This window comes from Haloferax sp. ATB1 (assembly GCF_000730175.1).
In genome coordinates this window covers 1-17,666 of sequence record NZ_JPES01000013.1, presented here as the reverse complement: position 1 = coordinate 17,666, position 17,666 = coordinate 1, and the positions used below count along the sequence as shown (strand labels likewise).

The window sequence follows — 17,666 nt, the reverse complement described above, 5'->3', positions numbered from 1 at the left end:
GCGGCTGAGCGTCTCTCACGGCGCCGTCAGAGGAGAACGTCATCGACCCGGTCCGTTCAACCACTGTTGCCAGATGAACCCTCAGACAGAGTCCTCTACATAGAGATAGACGACATGGGAATCGACCACGGCGTATCTCCCCTTTGAGGAGTCGTACACGATTCGCTTCTCGTTATCGATTGCGACGTCGACGAGACCTTCTAACGTGTCTAAGCGGATGGTATCGAGCGCGTAGCCTGCCGGGAGCGAGCCCTCGGAGATCCATTCCGCGTAGCGGGCCTTGTGGAGGGCCGCCCGTTCACGATTGGAATCGAACCGATCGCCGAACGCGACGGTCGTTCCCACTCCAACTAGACCGCCAATACCGACCAACGCGAATACGAGCGTGGTAACCGGGACAACAACAGTCCCGATGATGGGAAGCGAGAGAGGAACGGTTTTCGATGCGTCCACTTGGACCGTTCTCTCCGCCGGGCGTATCACATCGTCCACAGACGTGTGTTCGATTCCGTATGTGCTGTCCGTGAGACGAATCGGTTCGCGTCGACTCAAGGTACCGGTCGCGGTCGGCGTCGCGTATCCCGACTCAGCGACGAGGTACACTCGGACCTGTCCGGCACCGTCGATCTCCGATTCGAGTTGAGCGACTTTCCGGGCGACTGCGGTGATGTTCAGCGTCGCGTTGCTCACCACGGTTGCGCCCGAGGTCGAGGTGTTCGTTCGAAGGAGCCTCTGCTGTTGTCGTACGAACACCTCGTCGCGCGAGGTAGACGCCTCGTACACGAGCGTAAGCCGGTGGTCGATTCGGACTGGTGTATCTGCGGGTGGTGTCGTCACCAGACTGACCGTCGCGGAAGGCGTGTACGAACGCAGGTAAACCGGCATGTCCACCAGCACGTCACCCCGAGAGTAGAACGAGGACTCCCGTTCCACCGTCGCCTGCGTGTGAAGGCTCATCGAGATCGGCTTCGATTCGCCGCTCGGGACCTCAGTCATCGGTGGATTTGCGAACGTGACTCCGGTCCCGAGCGTGCCAACGAGCACGACCACGAGACAGACGCGAGTCAGGAGCTCGGCGCGAGTGGCGAGCAGATACCGTAGCTTGTGAATTGCGGGAATCATTTACGTCGTAATCGACACGCTTCTGTCCGGGGCGGTGACTGTCAATCCGGTCCCGGACGCGTTCACTCCGAAGTATATCTGTTCGCCGTCGAGTGTCGGGTCAGACACCACGTCGATGTATACCGCCTGAGACTCGCCCGTCGAGAGCGAAATCCCGGCCGTGTCACCGACAGTCGTGTTATCGATGACGAGGTCGCCTTTGTCGGTAGAGTCGGCGCGGAGTACGACCTCGACCGAGACGTCGGTACCCAAGTCGTTCGTGACGGTGACTAACCGAGTCGTCCGGTTGACGGTAACTGTTGGTGGAACGTCGAGACCGAGAATCGCTTGCGAGTCGGCGACGACGGAGAACGTCGCTCCACGGTCCACCTGTGTCGCCGTGAACGACGACGAGGGTACCACAGACGCCCCGACGAGGACGACGATAACCACTCCGAGAACGGCCGGCCATCGACTCCGGTGGCGGGGGTGTGTTCGTCGTCTCATTTGAATCTCCTCCCGAGCGGTCGTCGTCGGGTTTGGGTCCGGAGAACGGTCTTCCCGTCGACGAACACCCACGCGACGAGATGAATCGCTCCAAACAGGGTGGACATCGTAGCGAGCGCCGCGAAGACGGGATGGACGGCCTGTAGCGACGCGACCACGCCGTATGGTAAAATCGCAGGATACCGGTACAAGCGAATCTCACCGCGGTGTGGTCCGGGCTCTGACTGCGCTGGTACCCGAACCCGAACCGTCCCCGATTGACCGACAACGCCGTCCGACTCGAGGGTCATCCCGACCGTCTCGGCGAACTGATGGGTGTACGCTGGCTGTTCGCTAACGTCGATGTCGAGCGTCCGCACCGAGGGTTCGCCGACGGGAATCGACAGCTCACTCGACGTAGGCACCTCAGTCACAGCGAAGGTGGCGGCCGCCGTGGGCACCCCGAAGACGAGCGCCGCAGAGGTGCTAACGATCGCCATCAACACGAGCGGGGTCAGAAGCGTCTTGAAACGGACGACATCTCGTGAGCCCGTCTTGCTCTGCGAAAGCGAGGGCAGGACGAACAGCACGAACAGCCCGCCGAGGACAGGCGTCCAGTGTCTTTGGATGAACTCGATGGCAATTCCCAGCCGCGGGAACACGACCGGCGAGCCGCCGACTGTCGCGACCTTCCCGAGTACGTCATCGTGAGTGACGAGCGGATAGCCCGCGCTCTGATCTGTTGACGGGTTGTTATCCCCCTGCGTCACGAACCCGCTCTCGGTGACCTCGACGACGCGATGGGTCGTGTACTCGTCTCGCGATTTCGAGTAGAACGTGAGAATGTCCCCGGACTCGACGGTCTCTACCGGAATCAGAACGTATCCGTCGCCCTGCATGATTGTTGGCTCCATGCTGCCACTGTACACGTACGATAACTGAACCGGTGAACTCGGCAGTACGAAGACTGCCGCACAGACTACCGCTAGGGCGTAGATCCACCGGTTCATAGAAAACGGGAGTGGGTGGATCAGGCGGAGACCGTGAGGTCACCGGAGAGGTCTGCCGTCGTCGTGTCGACGTTCGTCGTGTCGATTGTCAGCACGACGTAGTAAGTCGTGCTAGCAGTTGGGGTGAACGTGCCACTTGTCTCCTCGGTAGCAGTCGCCTCGGAGGTCGCCGTGGATGTACCCTCATCCCAGGAGAACACCTCGAACTGTACGTTCGGGTTGCTGGTGATCGGGTCGCCGTTGTTGACCGAGTAGGAGAGCGTTATGTCGTTCGCTTCGGACGGCGTGATGGTAAACGCGTACGTGGTGTTCGGACTGGTCGTGTCACCGAAGACGAATTCGGAGTCCCCGTTCAGAGACGAGAAGTTGATCGACAGCTGGTCTTGCCCATCCGCGGTGATCTGAGTGAAATCCGGGCTCGGAGAGAGCGAGATGAGCGCGGAGTTGTCCGCACTAACGCCGATTGTGGCGCTACGGGTGACGGTTGCGCTTGAGTATGCGGCTGCTCCGATACCGGTCCCGACGATGGCACCAACGGTTGCGATGAGTGTTCTTCGATGCATCACAAGAACTGTATATCACCTCCGAGCAAAACGAGCACTTATAAACAGTTAGCCAGGTGAGCCACGCCCGCTAATTGGTTAAATCTCGCCTCGGTACGGTTGCTCGGAGAGGCGGGTCGAATCTCCAAAGGGCCGTGTGTTTTTGGACTCGTTTTGACTCCGATGACGGGGACTGTTCGAGAGGGACGAAAGTAGAGGACCGCTCTCCGTGGTATTCCGGCGTCGGGGGGCGACTCTGGGCCGCGCCGGGGCGGCCGTCTCACTCGAAGATAGTCTCCAGCAGCCGCTTTATACCTGTGCGGACGTGCCGATGGTACGTCGGTGGCGACACGCCGAGGGACGTCGCGATTTCTTCGCCGGTGTGTTCACGCGGCCACTCGAAGAACCCCTGTCGATATGCGGTCTCAAGTACGTCCCGCTGGCGGTCGGTTAGTCGGTCGATTCCCGACTGCTGTGCGTCGCGGGCGTTCGCGTCCGAGGTGACTCGACTCCGTCTGACGAGGTCTACACAGGGGAGCACAGACGCACAGGAACCAACGACTGTTCTGACGTCGGACGGTTGCGGGAGCCGAATTACGATTCGCCCCCCGTCGGGTCGGGCGTGAAGCGAGTGGAGTGTCGCACCGTGTTCACCGAGCACCCTCGCGATTTCGAAATCGGAGACGACCACTTCGACCCGGTCGTCTTCGCTGAGCGGCGTGGCGCAGTCCACCGAAACGAAACGGTCCGCGGTGTCTAGAAGCGTCTCCCTGTCACCCTCGCTCACCGTGAGATACACTACCCATTTTCCCCCGGTGTGCGGAAGTAGCGAGTCAAGATCAAGCGTGCAATCAGCGTGACGAGCCAGTCGATACACGACGTCGTTGGCGTCGTGAACCCGGAATTCGAACTCCGCTTCGCTCTCCGCGACGATTGCCTCCTGCCGTTCGATTCCGTTGAGCGCGTTCCCGACGAACTCCCCGAGTTCACACAGGACCGCTTTTTCCTCGTCGGAAAATGTGGTCGACTGGCCCCCGTATACCTCCAGCACGCCATTTCTGTGGTCTCCGGACGCGAGCGGAACCGCGATTTGGGACTGGAACCCACAGTCTAATGCTGTCCTGAACGCCGGTTGCTCGTCCGCCAGTACGCGAAACTGATGCGTCGAGACGGCTTCTCCCGTTTCTAGAGCTTGCCGGGCGGGGAGCGGCGTTTCCGTTGCAGTCGGACTGTGCAGAAGTTCGTCGAGGTAGCTACCGCTCGCTCCTGCCCACGCCCTGGGGGCGAGTCGCCCTGACTCGTCTGTGTCGCCGATCCACGCGAACTGATAGTGGTCCACTCGGACTAGGTCGTCACAGACCGCTTGTTCGACCGCTCTCCGGGTCGTCGCCCGGACGACGTCTCGCTGAACGGCTCTGATGAGTGAATTGACGCGGCTCAATCGGTGTACTGTCGCGTTCTGCTCTCGACGTTCGCGCTCTGTCTCCCGCAGGTCCGACTCTCGCTTGACCCGCTGCAGTGCGGCGGTCGCGCTCGCTGCGAGCGTCTCTGCGAGCAAGATGTCGCCCCCCGTGAACGCGTCCTGAGAGGTCGTCCCCGATATCATCACCCCGAACTCCCCGAGGGGAACGATGAGTTCGCTTCGGACCGGCGTTCCCTCGTTGTACACGTTCTCGTGGTCGCGTACGTCGTCGAACACTCGGGTGGTTCCATCAAGGAACACGTCCCACGCGATGCTGCTCCCCGGCGAGAACGTCGGGAGATCGTCGAATAGCTTGTCCGCGTCCGGAGTCGATGCTCGGGGCTCCAGTACACCCACGGCCTCGTTCCACAGGTAGAGGCAGGTCGTGGACAGGTTGGCGGTCTCCTGACTCACGCGCGCGACCGTCTCGCAGACCTCTTGCAGGGTCTCTGTTTGGGCGAGTCTCCGAGACGTCCGGTGGAGTTGCACGAGCGTTTGTTCACGTTCTCTTCGGTCCGTTGTCTCGGGCACGGCGCCGGTAGACGAGATGGCCGAGTCTGTCGTCACTTCCATTAGTGGATGCCACGTGATGCCACCGGAAGGCTCGGTTACCCTCTAAGAGCGGTATGGCTGTGGTTGGCACCCGGCTCAGACCGTCCGTCGCGCTCGTCCTGTGGGGCGCTTTGCTCCCGTTTGGCGGCGAGCACTGTGGTGAGCAGCTTTCGAAGCGCAGTATGTGAGTGCTGTCCGGCGGTGGATTCCGAGATACCGAACATCTCACCGAGTTCTCGGTGTGTGGGAGACGAGAGTGGCAAGTTCAGACTCACTACTCGCGAGGATTTCGCGTCTGATACGGTGCCGTGAGCGAGGGGGCGTTCGCAGGCCGCAGAACGGGCCCATTTACACGAGAGCCACCAGGACAACGACTCTCCCGCCGCCCCCACCCGGTTCTCACTCCCCGTAGAACAGATACGAAAACGCCAGAAACGCCAACGCCGACCCGACGAAGAACGCAGAGAGACCGCCGAAAAGCGCCGAACCGAGCAGGAGAAACGCACCGCGTTACCACTCCTCGACGAACTCGACGACACTCTTGTTAGTCATATAATATTTTTCTCGGCGGCGGAGATAAATCTCGTAGTGACTCCGAGCGTGACACGGTGTGACTTCCCGTCACACCCAGCAACAACCACCAAAAAACGGCCGAGAACCGCTACTCAGGTCGAGACGGCATCGCAGGTCCAGCCGGGGTCGCTCCCCGTCCGCCGGATGAGGTCCGCGCGGCACGCCGGACAGTAGTCGGGGACCGTCGTTTCGCCCCGCGGGACATAGACGCCACCGCCGCATTCCACGCACGCATCGGCGACGACTGTGGTGCAGTCCGCACACAGGTTGAAGTCGTCAACCGTGAGGTCGCGCAGCACTTCGAGCTTTTTGTCCAGGATGTACTCGTCGATAACCGCCTGACAGCTGTGGCACGGCTTCATAGCGATACAGCGTGTCAATTGAGACCATGGCACATATACCTGTCGTCGTCGGTGTCTCTTGTCGCGGAATATCAGTCGAGAACGAACCTCTCCGACGATGTATCTTGCCACATTCATGCGCGAGCGGCGCTAGCGCGCCCGATGCGAACGTGTTTCACAGAAATCATAAGAGACTCGGTGACGAGTTAGTATTTGCTGCTGTCAGAGGCACATCAGGGCGACAAGCGAAATCATCCGCCCGCTACCCACCATTCATTCTCTCTCGGCTATCGATTCGAGCCGACGGGACGGAGCATCTACTGTCCGAGCGACTACCGGGGCTGACCGGACCTCAACTCCGCGTTCCCGCGTCGGGTAGACTATCCCCGTACATCTCAGCGAGCAGCGCCTCCGTCGCCCGGTGGATCCCCACGAGAACGACCACACTCGCGACGATAGTCGCGACCGACTGGGGGGTCGAGAGCAGTCCGAGCGAGACGATGAGCGTCGTCGCGCAGGCCGGCGGGTGGACCGCGTCGAGTTCGACCATTCCCCAGCCCGTCGCGGCGACCGAGACCGCCGCGCTCGTGACGAGTCGCAGCGTGTCCGTCGACGCGGCCGAGAGCGACGGGCCGAGCGTCACGCCGGGGGGCGACGAGCGCGTAGGTCGCGAAGCCGACGACGGCACCGACGGCGTGGCCGCCGACGATGCGAGACGGACGGGAGTGCCCGCCCCGACGGCGGAAGGCGAGGACGAACGCCGTGGGGCCGAGGCTCGGAAAGACGAACGGCTCGCCGGTCGCCCACGCGATGCCGCCGAGTGCGGCGACGAGCAGGCCGGCGGAGAGCCCCGTTTCGAGACCGCGTCGAGACATGTGACACGCTCTGTCGACGCGGCGTGAAAACGGTGTCTAACTCTGACCGAATCGAACCGGTACCGTGGGGCTCGTCGACAGATACCATGTGCCCCGCACGCCCACGTTGAAGTGCGGCCGCGACGACGGACGGGGTATGTCCGGGGCCGCGTTTCTCGAAGGCGACCGCGTCGAACTCAGAACCGTCGAGTCGGAGCACGTCGAGTTCCTTCACGAGACGGTCAACGACCCGCGGGTTCGACGAGGAATCGCCGCTTCCGACCCGGTGACGCGGGTGACAGAGCGCGAGTGGGTCGAGTCGCGCGGCGACGGCGACGACATCAGTTTCGTCGTCTCGGTCGACGGCGACCCGGTCGGGACAATCGGCCTCAAACCGCCGAACGTCGTCACCGGCGCGGCCGAGGTCGGCTACCTCGTCGCGCCCGACCACTGGGGCAACGGCTACGCGACGGACGCGTTGCGGACGCTCTGCGGCTACGCTTTCGGCGAGCGCCGGCTCAACAAGCTGTACGCGAACGCCTACGAGACGAATCCGGCGTCGACCCGCGTGCTGGAGAAAGCCGGCTTCGAACGCGAGGGCGTCCACCGGGAACAGGGATTCGTCGACGGCGACCACGTCGACGTGCTTCGATACGGTCGGCTCGCCGACGAGTGGCGAGACGAAGAGAAGGTCGGCGACGCCGAAACCGGGGTCGCAAGCGACGCCGACGGGTGGATATAGCCTAAATCCAGCCCTCTTGGGCGAGGAGTTCGCCGTTGAGGACCGACGCGCCGGCCGCGCCGCGAATCGTGTTGTGCGCGAGGCAGTTGTACTTCACGCCGTGCTCGGTGGCCTGGATGCCGCCGGCGGAGATCTGCATGCCGTCGCCGCGCTCGCGGTCGAGACGGGGCTGCGGGCGGAAGTTGTCCTCGAAGACGTGGATGAGCTGTTCGGGCGCGCTCGGGAGGTCGACGCCGGGGTACTCGCGCATCGCGGCCGCGACGTCCTCGGGGGAGGCGTCGTCGGCGAGGTCGGCGAAGACGCTCTCGAGGTGGCCGTCGAGCGTCGGGATGCGGTTACACGAGGCGTTGACCTCCGCGCCGTGGAGCGCGACTTCCGCGCCGTCGAACGAGCCCAGAAGCTTGCGGGACTCCGTCTCCATCTTCTCTTCTTCGCCGCCGATGTGCGGGATGGCGTTGTCGATGATTTCCATCGAGGTGACGCCGTCGTAGCCCGCGCCGGAGACGGCCTGCAGGGTCGTGACGTCGACGCGTTCGAGGCCGAACTGGTCGAGCGCGGCGAGCGTCGGGACCATCGTGATGGTCGAGCAGTTCGGGTTCTTCACGAGCGCGCCGTCCCAGCCGCGCTCGTCGCGCTGGACCTCGATGAGGTCGAGGTGCTCCGGATTAATCTCCGGAATCGTGAGCGGCACGTCGGGGGCCATGCGGTCGTTCGAGGAGTTCGAGGAGACGACGTAGCCCGCCTCGAGGAACTCGGGTTCGACCTCGGCGGCGACCGACGACGGGAGCGACGAAAACAGGAGGTCGATGTCGTCGGGCACGTCCGCGGGGTCGGTGCTGCCGACTTCCATCGCGGCCACGTCGTCCGGGATGGGGGTGTTGACGCGCCACTTCGCGGCCTCGTCGTATCGCTTGCCCGCGCTCGACTCGCTCGCGGTCAGCGCCGCGAGTTCGAACGTCGGGTGGTCTTCGAGGAGCTGGATGAATCGCTGTCCGACTGCGCCGGTTGCACCGAGGATGCCGACTCGTACTGCCATTACCCGTGTCGTAGTGTGGCACACGCATAAGGCCGTTTGGATTTGAACCAGTATTCGCGGCGTATAGTGCCAGAGAAGTGTAAGCTCGGGCGTTCTATCACGGTCGAACACGTAAATCGTCGTCTGTCGAATCGACCACCGACGTGCGTTGGTAAAATCGATAGAATAACGTGCGGTTCCCTGAAAGACTACCGCAAATGTTCAGCAAGGTTCTCGTCGCCAACCGAGGCGAGATCGCGGTGCGCGTCATGCGCGCCTGCGAGGAGTTAGGAGTCCGGACCGTCGCCGTCTACAGCGAGGCGGACAAACACGGCGGGCACGTGCGGTACGCCGACGAGGCGTACAACATCGGTCCCGCCCGCGCGGCCGATTCCTACCTCGACCACGAGTCGGTCATCGAGGCCGCGCGAAAGGCCGACCGCCGACGCCATCCACCCCGGCTACGGCTTCCTCGCGGAGAACGCCGCGTTCGCCCGGAAGGTCGAGGAGTCCGAGTTCAAGTGGGTCGGCCCGTCGGCCGACGCCATGGAGCGCCTCGGCGAGAAGACGAAGGCCCGCGCGCTCATGCAGGACGCTGACGTACCGGTCGTCCCCGGCACGACCGAGCCGGCCGACTCCGCCGACGACGTCAAGGCCGTCGCCGACGAGTTCGGCTACCCGGTCGCCATCAAGGCCGAAGGCGGCGGCGGCGGCCGCGGCCTGAAGGTCGTCCACTCCGAGGACGAGGTCGACGAGCAGTTCGAGACGGCAAAGCGCGAGGGCGAGGCGTACTTCGACAACGCCTCCGTCTACGTCGAAAAGTACCTCGAAGCGCCGCGCCACATCGAGGTGCAGATTCTCGCCGACGAGCACGGCAACGTCCGCCACCTCGGCGAGCGCGACTGTTCGCTCCAGCGCCGCCACCAGAAGGTCATCGAGGAGGCCCCGTCGCCGGCGCTCTCCGACGACCTGCGCGAGCGCATCGGCGAGGCTGCCCGCCGCGGTGTCCGCGCCGCCGACTACACCAACGCCGGCACCGTGGAGTTCCTCGTCGAGGACGGCGAGTTCTACTTCATGGAGGTCAACACGCGCATTCAGGTCGAACACACCGTCACCGAGGAAGTGACAGGTCTCGACGTGGTGAAGTGGCAACTGCGCGTCGCCGCCGGCGAGGAACTCGACTTCTCGCAGGACGACGTGGAAATCGAGGGCCACTCGATGGAGTTCCGCATCAACGCCGAGGCCCCCGAAAAGGAGTTCGCGCCCGCGACGGGCACGCTCGCGACCTACGACCCGCCGGGCCGGCATCGGCGTCCGCATGGACGACGCCGTCCGCCAAGGCGACGAAATCGGCGGCGACTACGACTCGATGATAGCCAAACTCATCGTCACCGCCTCGGACCGCGAGGAGGTCCTCGCCCGCGCCGAGCGCGCGCTCGCCGAGTTCGACATCGAGGGGCTCCGCACGGTCATCCCGTTCCACCGCCTCATGCTCACCGACGAGGCGTTCCGCGAGGGGAGCCACACGACGAAGTACCTCGACGAGGTGCTCGACCGCGACCGCATCCAGGCCGCCGTCGAGCGCTGGTCGCCCGAGGCCGTCGCCGACGATGACGACGACGACGAGGTCACTGAACGCACCTTCACCGTCGAGGTTAACGGCAAGCGCTTCGAGGTCAGCCTCGAAGAGCGCGGCGCGCCCGCCATCCCGGTCGGGAACGCGTCCGCGGGCAAATCTAACTCCTCCGGCCCGCGCAAGCGCCGCGACGACGGCGGAAACGACGATTCCCAGCAGATTATCGAGGGCGACGGCGAGTCCGTCACCGCCGAGATGCAGGGGACCATCCTCTCTGTCGAAGTCGAGGAGGGCGACGAGGTCGAACCCGGCGACACCGTCTGCATCCTCGAAGCCATGAAGATGGAAAACGACGTGGTCGCCGAGCGCGGCGGCACCGTCTCGCAGGTTCTCGTCTCCGAGGGCGACAGCGTGGACATGGGCGACGTGCTGCTCGTCCTCGAATAGTCTCCGGCCTGAAGCGGCTCGAACCGCGAACCTCTTTTCCCGTGCGCCGGTACCGACCTCCATGAGCGACACGCGACGCGCCCTCCTCGACGCACTCGCCGAGGGCCCCGTCTCCGGGCCCGACCTCGCCGACCGACTGGGCGTCTCCCGCGCCGCGGTCTGGAAGCACGTCGAATCACTCCGTGACGAAGGATTCGGCGTCGAGAGCGCCGGCGACGGCTACGTCGTCACCGACGTACCGGAGTACGGCGGCCCGGCAATCGAGTACGGTCTCGACGCCGACTACGACGTGGAGTTCCACGAGACGCTCGACTCCTCGAACGACCGCGCCCGCGTCCTCGCCGCCGAGGGCGCGAGCGACGTGGTCGTCGTCGCCCGCCAGCAGACCGCCAGCCGAGGCAGGAAAAATCGGGAATGGTCCGCGCCCGACGGCGGCGTCTGGATGAGCCTGCTCGTGCGCCCCGACGAACCGCCGGCGTACGCCCCGCTGTACACGTTGGCGATGGCCGTCGCCGTCTGTGACGCGGCGCGCGAGGCCGGGGTGGACGCGAGCATCAAGTGGCCGAACGACGTTATCGTGAGCGAAGCGAACGATAACCCGTCGGGCGCGTCAGCGTCCGACGGTGTCTCCGCGAGCGAAGCGAGCGGAGGTTCACCGGCTCACGCCGGTGGCGGTTCGAACGACACCGACACGCCCGCCGACCGCGGCTACCGAAAGCTCTGCGGCATCCTCACCGAGATGGAAGGCGAGGCCGACCGCGTCTCGTGGCTCGTCATCGGTGCCGGTGTCAACGTCAACCTCGACCCCGCGGACCTCCCCGAAGGCGCGACGAGCGTCGCCGCCGAGGCCGGTCCCGTCGAGCGCCGCGCGTTCGTCCAGCGGGTGCTCGAACGATTCGACGAACTACGCGGTGACCTCGACGCGGTCCTCCCGGCGTGGCGCGAACGGGCGGACACGCTCGGCAGGAGGGTCCGCGTCCACACCGCGAGCGGCGTCATCGAGGGCGACGCAATCGATGTCGAACACCCCGGCACGCTCGTCGTCCGAACCGACGAGGGCGAAAAACGAGTCCACGCCGGCGACTGCGAACACCTGCGCCCAGCCGACGGCGGGCGCTGAGACCGCGACCGAACCTGCACCGCCGGTCGGCTAGTTCACTAGTCCCCTATTCTCCGCCGTCGGCGGTCGCCGTCGAGTCGGCGACGCCGTCCGTCTCTGCGGGCGACTCGGGCGCGGCATCGTCCGGTACCTCGACGGCGAACTCCTCCGCGTCGTCGCCGCCGCCCTCGATGCGGACGGTCAGGACGGGGACTTTCGACGCCCGAACGACCTTTTCCGCGACCGACCCGAGGAGGAGGCGGTCGATACCGCCCCGCCCGTGGGTTCCCATCACGATGAGGTCGCACCCGCCCCGCTCGGCGAACTCGACGATTTCCCGGCTCGGCGTCCCTTCGAGGACGTGCGTCTCGACGGGGACGCCCTGCGACTCGGCCGCGCGCTCGACTTGGTCGAGCGCCGACTCGGCGTCGGCCCGCAACATGTCGTCGAGCCCCTCCCACGACGATTCCATCGGGAGTCCCGCGAAGCTCCCCGCATTCACCACGTACACCCCGTGGAGTTCCGCATCGTGGACGGCCGCTAAGGCCGCCGCGTGGATTGCGACGCGCTCGGAGCCGGCGGAGCCGTCGATGGGAACGATGATTCGGTCGTACAACACCATGACACTTGATAACATTTTCTCGGGGTCGGTAATAACCCTTTGCTACGGGAGGAGTACTGCGAGAATAGGTCAGCGTCCGTGAGCGTTCTGCGGCCCGTTGGGAACGGATTCTGGAGGAGAGGCCGTCGCCCGCCCTCAGAGATACACGTCTTTCACGTCCGCCTGCCCGGCGCGGCGGACGACGGCGCGGACCACGTCCTCGACGCCCGCGAGGTTGTCCGTGTCGCCGTCGAGGACGAGTAGTTTGGCGTCGCGGCCCTCCTCGACGAGGCCGTAGTTCAGCCCGGCGATGTCGGCCCCGTTGACGGTCGCCATGCGGAGGACCTCGGCGGCGGAAACGTCCGCAAGCTTGGAGGTGAACTCCATCTCGCGGAACATCGAGGGGCTGTTGAGCATCACGTTGTCCGTGCCGAGCGCGACGGTGGTGCGGTCGACCAGTTCGCGAATCGGCGCGACGCCCGCGTCGGTGACGAGGTTCGACCGCGGGCAGATGACGATGGGTATCTCGCTGTCCTCGACGCGTTCGAGGTGGAGCGCCTCGGGGTGGACCATGTGGACGAGGAAGTCCGGTTCGAGGTCCAACGCGGCGTTGATGTCGTGGGCGTCGCGCTCGCCGGCGTGGATGCCGAACAGTTTTCCGGCGGCCTCAGTGGCGTTCCGGAGCGCCCCGAACTCGCCGTCCCGCGCGCCCCGACGCACCGAAGCCGTCGGCGATTTCCATCGCGTCGGCCGTCTCGCGGCCGAGGACGACCGCCTCGATGTCGCGGCCGTCGAGCGCCCGCCGGATGACGTCGACGCCCTCGACGCCGCCCTCGCGGAACTCCAGACAGGCCGCCGTCCCGCCGGCCTCCATCATCCGGAGCGACCGGTGCATCGCGGCGGCTTTCTCCTCGGTGCTGGCCGCGCGGAGGAGCCGGTGTTTCAGCCCGTCCGGCGGCGCGACGAGGTCGTCGAGCGACAGTCCCTCGCCGGCCTCCTTGGCGATGGAGTCGCCGAGGTGGGTGTGGGCGTTGACAAACGCCGGGAGGATGATGTCCGTCGAATCGGTCGCCGTCTCCTCGATTGCGGTTATCGTGCCCTCTTCGACGACGACGCGCCCCTCGACTGGGTCGAAGTCGCGGCCGCGGAGTATCGTACCCTCGAGTTGCATCGCTCTCGAATGCGTCTCGGCGGTGCTTGAACCTCCCGTCTCGGGATAGCTGCTACTCGAACTCGTCGAGCGTCGCGTTGAGGCCGCTTCTGACCTCGGCGACGAGCGCGCCGTCCACGTCGAGGCCGAGCACGTCCGGCGGCCGCGCGCCCGACCCGCTCTGTCTCCTCGCGCCGGGGCGTAGACGCCGAGTCGCCACTGCTGTTCCTGTGCGGTCCGGAGCGCCTGCACGAGCGGCGACTCCCGCTCCAACTGCCGAATCTCGCCGTTGACCATCACCCGCGACGACGACTCGGTCATCGACGGGCGCGAGGGCACGTCGAGGATGACCGACTCGGGCGACACGTCGGCGGCGTCGGCGATGTCCCGCTCGAACGCCGCGAGCGCGTCGTGTTCGGCGTCGATAATCGAGTCGGGGACGTTCGGCAACTCCGCCCAGACCGCGCGCTTGTAGAGGTCGCGGGTGGCCAGCCGCTCGGCGAACCCCTTCGTCGAGTCGGTGAGTTTGAGCGCGACGAGCAGGTCGGGGTCGTCCATCCGGCGAAGCTCCTCGGCGTCGATGTCGGGCTCGTCGAGCAGTCGCTCCGACGCGCGCCGGAGCATCGCCTTCGAGATGCGCGCGACGTGGTGCTGGTAGACGGTCGGGTTCATGAGCGCCCGGGCGAGCAGGAGCGATTCGGCGGTCTGGACGTTCCCCTCCGCGAGGACCAACTCGCCGTCGACGAACGTCAGCTCTCGAATCAGGCGCTCGTGGTCGATGGTGCCGTAGGGGACGCCGGTGTGGTGGGCGTCGCGGACGAGGTAGTCCATCCGGTCCACGTCCAACTCCCCGGAGACGAGTTGGCCGAACTCGCCGTCGCCCTCGACCAAGGCGGCCACGCGCTCGGGGTCTAACCCCTCGTCCTCCAGCGTCTCGCCGACGGTTCCGCGGGCGACGAGTTCCTCCACGTCGTCGTGGTACTTGCCGGTGTGGCGGTGGGTCACGTCCTCGATGTTGTGGCTGTAGGGACCGTGACCGACGTCGTGGAGGAGGGCCGCGGCCTCGACGTGGGCGGCGGCGTCGCCCTCGATGCCGAGATGCGAGAGGGCGCGGGAGGCGAGGTGGTAGACGCCGAGGCTGTGTTCGAACCGCGTGTGGTTCGCGGAGGGGTAGACCAGTTGGACGGTTCCCAACTGCTTGATGCGCCGGAGTCGCTGCATCTCCGGCGTATCGAGGAGGGCTTCGGCCGCGCCCTCGACCTCGATGTGGTCGTGGACGCTGTCCTTGATGGTCGTCATTGTGGGTGAATCGGCCGCCATCGGTGAAAAAGGGTCGGACGGGTGGTGTGGTGTGAGGCAGTATCGGGTGTGGGGCGGTGTGGTGTAACTCCGCCCTCAGGCGGGCGTCGTCACGCGAACCGGAAGTCCGAGCACGTCCACGGCGGCCGCGGCCACCTCGTCGCGGACGGCTTCGGGCGCGTAGACGCCGAGTCGCCACTGCGTCCGCTCAGTCGACCGGAGCGCGCCCACGAGTTCGGAGGCGTCTTCGAGCCGTCGGACGACGCCGTTGACGACGACGCGCGACCGGGACTCCTTGATTCGCGGCCGCGACGGCGCGTCCACGATGACCGACTCGGGCGACACGTCGGCGGCGTCGGCGATGTCCCGCTCGGCCGCCCGCGTCGCCTCGAAGTCGAGTTCGACCACGTCGGTCGGCACGGCGTCGATGGGTGCCCAGACGGCCCGCTTGTAGAGGTCGCGGCGCTCGATTCGGCGGCCAAGGTCGGGCACGCGCTCGCCGAGGGCGACGAGCAGGTCGTGGTCGGCCATCCGGACGAACTCCTCGATTAGCACGCCGTCGTCGACGAGGCGCTCGGAGGCGCGTTCGAGCATCGCGCCCGCGATGCGGGAGACGTGGTGGCGGTAGACGGTCGCGTTCATCAGCGCCCGCGCGAGCAGGAGCGATTCGGCGGTCTGGACGTTCCCCTCTGCCAGTACGAGTTCGCCGTCCCGGTATCGGAGTTCGCGGACGAGCCGGCCGTGGTCGATAGTGCCGTAGGGGACGCCGGTGTGGTGGGCGTCGCGGACGAGGTAGTCCATCCGGTCCACGTCCAACTCCCCGGAGACCAACTGTCCGAGGCCGCCCGCGCCGTCGACCATGTCGGCGACGCGCGTCGGGGTCGAGACCGTGGCCGGTCAGGACGTCGCCGACCGCGGTCCCGTCGAGCAGGTGGTGAATCTCGTCGTGGTCGCGGCCGGTCCGCCGGCGGATGAGGTCCTCGGTCTGGTGGCCGTAGGGGCCGTGACCGATGTCGTGGAGGAGCGCGGCGGCGCGGACGTGGGCGGCGCGGTCGCCGTCGACGCCGAGGTGCGAGAGGGCGCGGGAGGCGAGGTGGTAGACGCCGAGGCTGTGTTCGAACCGCGTGTGGCTCGCAGAGGGATAGACGAGCCGGACCGTCGAGAGCTGTTTGATGTGTCGAAGCCGCTGGAACGCGGGCGTATCGACCAGTTCGGCGGCCACGGGGTCGAGCGAGATGTAGTCGTGGACGCTGTCCTTGACGGCGGTCATAGCGGGTGTTGCACGAGAGGAGTCAAATAGCCGAGCATTCGGGTCGTCGCGGGAAGAAGATGGCCACCAGAGACGGCCGCGATGACGAGAACGAGCACGACTGCGACTGCAGTTCGGGGGGTCGATGCATGCGTGATACTCATCTCACGGCGGCGATAGCCGTTCAGTGACGCGTGTTGTCGGTGGTCCGTCCTGTCGGGCTCTGTTGGATCCCTCAGCTGGTGATAGCTTGTCGAGACTGTGCTGAATCCAGAGAGCAAGTCGGTCATTGAGTGACATAGTATTACAAAAATCAATATGGCTCTCTGAGATATCGACTCCCTTCAAGAGGGTATCCTCGAATTGAAAGTTCCTCAGTTGACTCCGGTGTAATAAGATACATAACCTCGTAACTGAAGTCAGTTGGTTGGATGATTCTGTAGATGTCTCTTATTTCTCCGTGGCAACTCATGTTGACGGCAAACTCTGAGGACGACCGTCTTTCTAACTCAGTCACAGTGCATTCGCTGATTATCTTATCGCCCCTATCGCGGGTCAGCCCACGTGACTGAATTAGTTCGTTGTGAAGTAACCTCTCCTCGTATGTGACTGCATAAGTCTGGACGCTCGACTCGGTTAATTGAGTTGGGCGGTCGGGGGCGGATAGAGACGCTTCACTGTGTACAGAAGGGCTGTACGGGGAGTCAGGGATGAAAAATGTAGCCAGAAATAGTATGCCAATGAAGAGAACCAACTTGTGAGATTTCTTCATTTTCTGTAACTCTTCTCAGTTAGTATGGGTTGTAGATAAATATTGTTGGGAAATTGAACTGAATACCTATTTTCGAGAGATATCCTCGCTATCCAGCACGCCGATTCTGTCAGACTCTGCGGATTTCAAGGAAGCTCTTTTTGCACGACAGTTGCGGTGGTTCGACCGCCCACAAACCGTTTCACTCGGGAGCGACGAGACGCCGACATGAGTCTCCGCTCGGCCCTCGGAAACGCCGTCGGCTACGCCCTCCTCGGTCTCGCGTGCCTGTTCGTGGTCTTCGCGGGCTACTGGGTCGCCATGAGCGCCCTGACCGGCGTGACCGCCGGGCGCGTGATGTTCGTCATGTCCGGCCTCGGGGCGGCGCTGATAACCGGCTTTTCGGGATACTTCGTCAGGAAGGCGGTCGCCGGACAGGTGATGCCGTCGGAGTTCGACGTGTCGGTGGCCTATCGCGGCGGCCGCTGAGGAGCGACTTACGTGCAGTCCTACGCGGCCGTATCGCCCTCGCCGCCCGTGACCGGCCGGCGTCTCCGGTGAAGGAACTTTCAAACGGACACTCGTCCTACGGCGCATCATGGTTACCTTCCTCGCCGGGGGCACGGGCACCCCCAAACTCCTCGACGGGGCCGCCGGGGTGTTCGACCCCGCCGAGACGACCGTCGTCGCCAACACCGGCGACGACGTGGAACTCGGCGGCCACCTCGTCTGTCCCGACGTGGACACCGTCCTCTTCGCCGGCGGCGGCGTCCTCGACACCGACCGCTGGTGGGGAATCGCCGACGACACTACCGC

12 protein-coding genes and 5 pseudogenes are annotated in these 17,666 nt (G+C 64.9%); 5 read left to right on the top strand and 12 right to left on the bottom strand.

Annotated elements, in window-relative coordinates:
- Positions 1-81: 81 nt before the first annotated feature.
- The 7 genes and pseudogenes from ATB1_RS02430 to ATB1_RS02400 form a co-directional block, all read right to left on the bottom strand.
- A complete protein-coding gene (locus ATB1_RS02430; protein WP_042662109.1) occupies positions 82-1,122 on the bottom strand; it encodes a DUF5305 family protein in 1,041 nt (346 codons plus the stop codon).
- Positions 1,123-1,608: a hypothetical protein gene (locus ATB1_RS02425; protein ID WP_128081366.1), complete on the bottom strand. Its 486-nt coding sequence runs from the start codon at positions 1,606-1,608 to the stop codon at positions 1,123-1,125. It lies immediately after the preceding gene.
- The gene (locus tag ATB1_RS02420; RefSeq protein ID WP_082256241.1) at positions 1,605-2,597 is read right to left on the bottom strand and encodes a signal peptidase I; all 993 of its coding nucleotides are present in this window, start codon (positions 2,595-2,597) and stop codon (positions 1,605-1,607) included. The genes ATB1_RS02425 and ATB1_RS02420 overlap by 4 nt, the downstream gene beginning before the upstream one ends.
- A gap of 20 nt (positions 2,598-2,617) precedes the next feature.
- The gene (locus ATB1_RS02415) at positions 2,618-3,160 is read right to left on the bottom strand and encodes a hypothetical protein (protein ID WP_042662106.1); all 543 of its coding nucleotides are present in this window, start codon (positions 3,158-3,160) and stop codon (positions 2,618-2,620) included.
- A 259-nt stretch (positions 3,161-3,419) separates the two neighbouring features.
- Positions 3,420-5,174 carry a bacterio-opsin activator domain-containing protein gene (locus ATB1_RS02410; protein ID WP_042662105.1) on the bottom strand — a complete coding sequence of 585 codons (1,755 nt, stop codon included), beginning with the start codon at positions 5,172-5,174 and terminating at the stop codon, positions 3,420-3,422.
- Positions 5,175-5,818: 644 nt separating this feature from the next.
- Positions 5,819-6,088: a hypothetical protein gene (locus ATB1_RS02405; RefSeq protein ID WP_004042445.1), complete on the bottom strand. Its 270-nt coding sequence runs from the start codon at positions 6,086-6,088 to the stop codon at positions 5,819-5,821.
- A 331-nt stretch (positions 6,089-6,419) separates the two neighbouring features.
- Positions 6,420-6,942: pseudogene (locus ATB1_RS02400) on the bottom strand (HPP family protein).
- 136 nt (positions 6,943-7,078) lie between these two features.
- On the opposite strand from ATB1_RS02400, the gene ATB1_RS02395 reads away from it, so the two are divergent.
- Positions 7,079-7,663, top strand: a complete 585-nt coding sequence (locus ATB1_RS02395; RefSeq protein ID WP_042662104.1) for a GNAT family N-acetyltransferase — start codon at positions 7,079-7,081, stop codon at positions 7,661-7,663.
- Between the two features lies 1 nt (position 7,664).
- Here the strand turns inward: ATB1_RS02395 and asd are convergent, their stop codons facing one another.
- Positions 7,665-8,699 (bottom strand): aspartate-semialdehyde dehydrogenase, encoded by a 1,035-nt coding sequence (gene asd, locus ATB1_RS02390; RefSeq protein ID WP_042662103.1) that lies wholly within the window; start codon positions 8,697-8,699, stop codon positions 7,665-7,667.
- Positions 8,700-8,896: 197 nt separating this feature from the next.
- Here asd and pccA point away from each other — a divergent pair.
- A pseudogene (gene pccA, locus ATB1_RS02385) lies at positions 8,897-10,701 on the top strand (propionyl-CoA carboxylase biotin carboxylase/biotin-carboxyl carrier subunit).
- A gap of 61 nt (positions 10,702-10,762) precedes the next feature.
- Entirely contained in the window at positions 10,763-11,821 is a 1,059-nt protein-coding gene (locus ATB1_RS02380) for a bifunctional biotin--[acetyl-CoA-carboxylase] synthetase/biotin operon repressor (RefSeq protein ID WP_042662102.1), read from the top strand.
- A gap of 46 nt (positions 11,822-11,867) precedes the next feature.
- On the opposite strand, the gene ATB1_RS02375 is transcribed toward ATB1_RS02380, so the two are convergent.
- The 4 genes and pseudogenes from ATB1_RS02375 to ATB1_RS02360 form a co-directional block, all read right to left on the bottom strand.
- Complete coding sequence (locus ATB1_RS02375) at positions 11,868-12,422, bottom strand: universal stress protein (RefSeq protein ID WP_042662101.1); 555 nt, start codon at positions 12,420-12,422, stop codon at positions 11,868-11,870.
- 135 nt (positions 12,423-12,557) lie between these two features.
- Positions 12,558-13,572: pseudogene (locus ATB1_RS02370) on the bottom strand (amidohydrolase family protein).
- A 52-nt stretch (positions 13,573-13,624) separates the two neighbouring features.
- A pseudogene (locus tag ATB1_RS02365) lies at positions 13,625-14,850 on the bottom strand (HD domain-containing protein).
- Positions 14,851-14,946: 96 nt separating this feature from the next.
- Positions 14,947-16,120 (bottom strand): annotated as a pseudogene (locus ATB1_RS02360) (HD domain-containing protein).
- 958 nt (positions 16,121-17,078) lie between these two features.
- Here ATB1_RS02360 and ATB1_RS02355 point away from each other — a divergent pair.
- Positions 17,079-17,339, top strand: a complete 261-nt coding sequence (locus tag ATB1_RS02355; RefSeq protein ID WP_042662100.1) for a hypothetical protein — start codon at positions 17,079-17,081, stop codon at positions 17,337-17,339.
- A 109-nt stretch (positions 17,340-17,448) separates the two neighbouring features.
- Positions 17,449-17,666, top strand: a 218-nt coding sequence (locus tag ATB1_RS02350) for a 2-phospho-L-lactate transferase CofD family protein (protein WP_042662099.1), incomplete at its 3' end; no start/stop codon positions are given.

Excerpts from the sequence above, each read along its gene's own strand:
- ATB1_RS02420 (WP_082256241.1), bottom strand. The coding sequence starts at position 2,597 with ATGAACCGGTGGATCTACGCCCTAGCGGTAGTCTGTGCGGCAGTCTTC.
- asd (WP_042662103.1), bottom strand. The coding sequence starts at position 8,699 with ATGGCAGTACGAGTCGGCATCCTCGGTGCAACCGGCGCAGTCGGACAG.
- ATB1_RS02415 (WP_042662106.1), bottom strand. The coding sequence starts at position 3,160 with ATGCATCGAAGAACACTCATCGCAACCGTTGGTGCCATCGTCGGGACC.
- ATB1_RS02410 (WP_042662105.1), bottom strand. The coding sequence starts at position 5,174 with ATGGAAGTGACGACAGACTCGGCCATCTCGTCTACCGGCGCCGTGCCC.
- ATB1_RS02425 (WP_128081366.1), bottom strand. The coding sequence starts at position 1,608 with ATGAGACGACGAACACACCCCCGCCACCGGAGTCGATGGCCGGCCGTT.
- ATB1_RS02430 (WP_042662109.1), bottom strand. The coding sequence starts at position 1,122 with ATGATTCCCGCAATTCACAAGCTACGGTATCTGCTCGCCACTCGCGCC.
- ATB1_RS02395 (WP_042662104.1), top strand. The coding sequence starts at position 7,079 with ATGTCCGGGGCCGCGTTTCTCGAAGGCGACCGCGTCGAACTCAGAACC.
- ATB1_RS02380 (WP_042662102.1), top strand. The coding sequence starts at position 10,763 with ATGAGCGACACGCGACGCGCCCTCCTCGACGCACTCGCCGAGGGCCCC.
- ATB1_RS02405 (WP_004042445.1), bottom strand. The coding sequence starts at position 6,088 with ATGAAGCCGTGCCACAGCTGTCAGGCGGTTATCGACGAGTACATCCTG.
- ATB1_RS02375 (WP_042662101.1), bottom strand. The coding sequence starts at position 12,422 with ATGGTGTTGTACGACCGAATCATCGTTCCCATCGACGGCTCCGCCGGC.
- ATB1_RS02355 (WP_042662100.1), top strand. The coding sequence starts at position 17,079 with ATGAGTCTCCGCTCGGCCCTCGGAAACGCCGTCGGCTACGCCCTCCTC.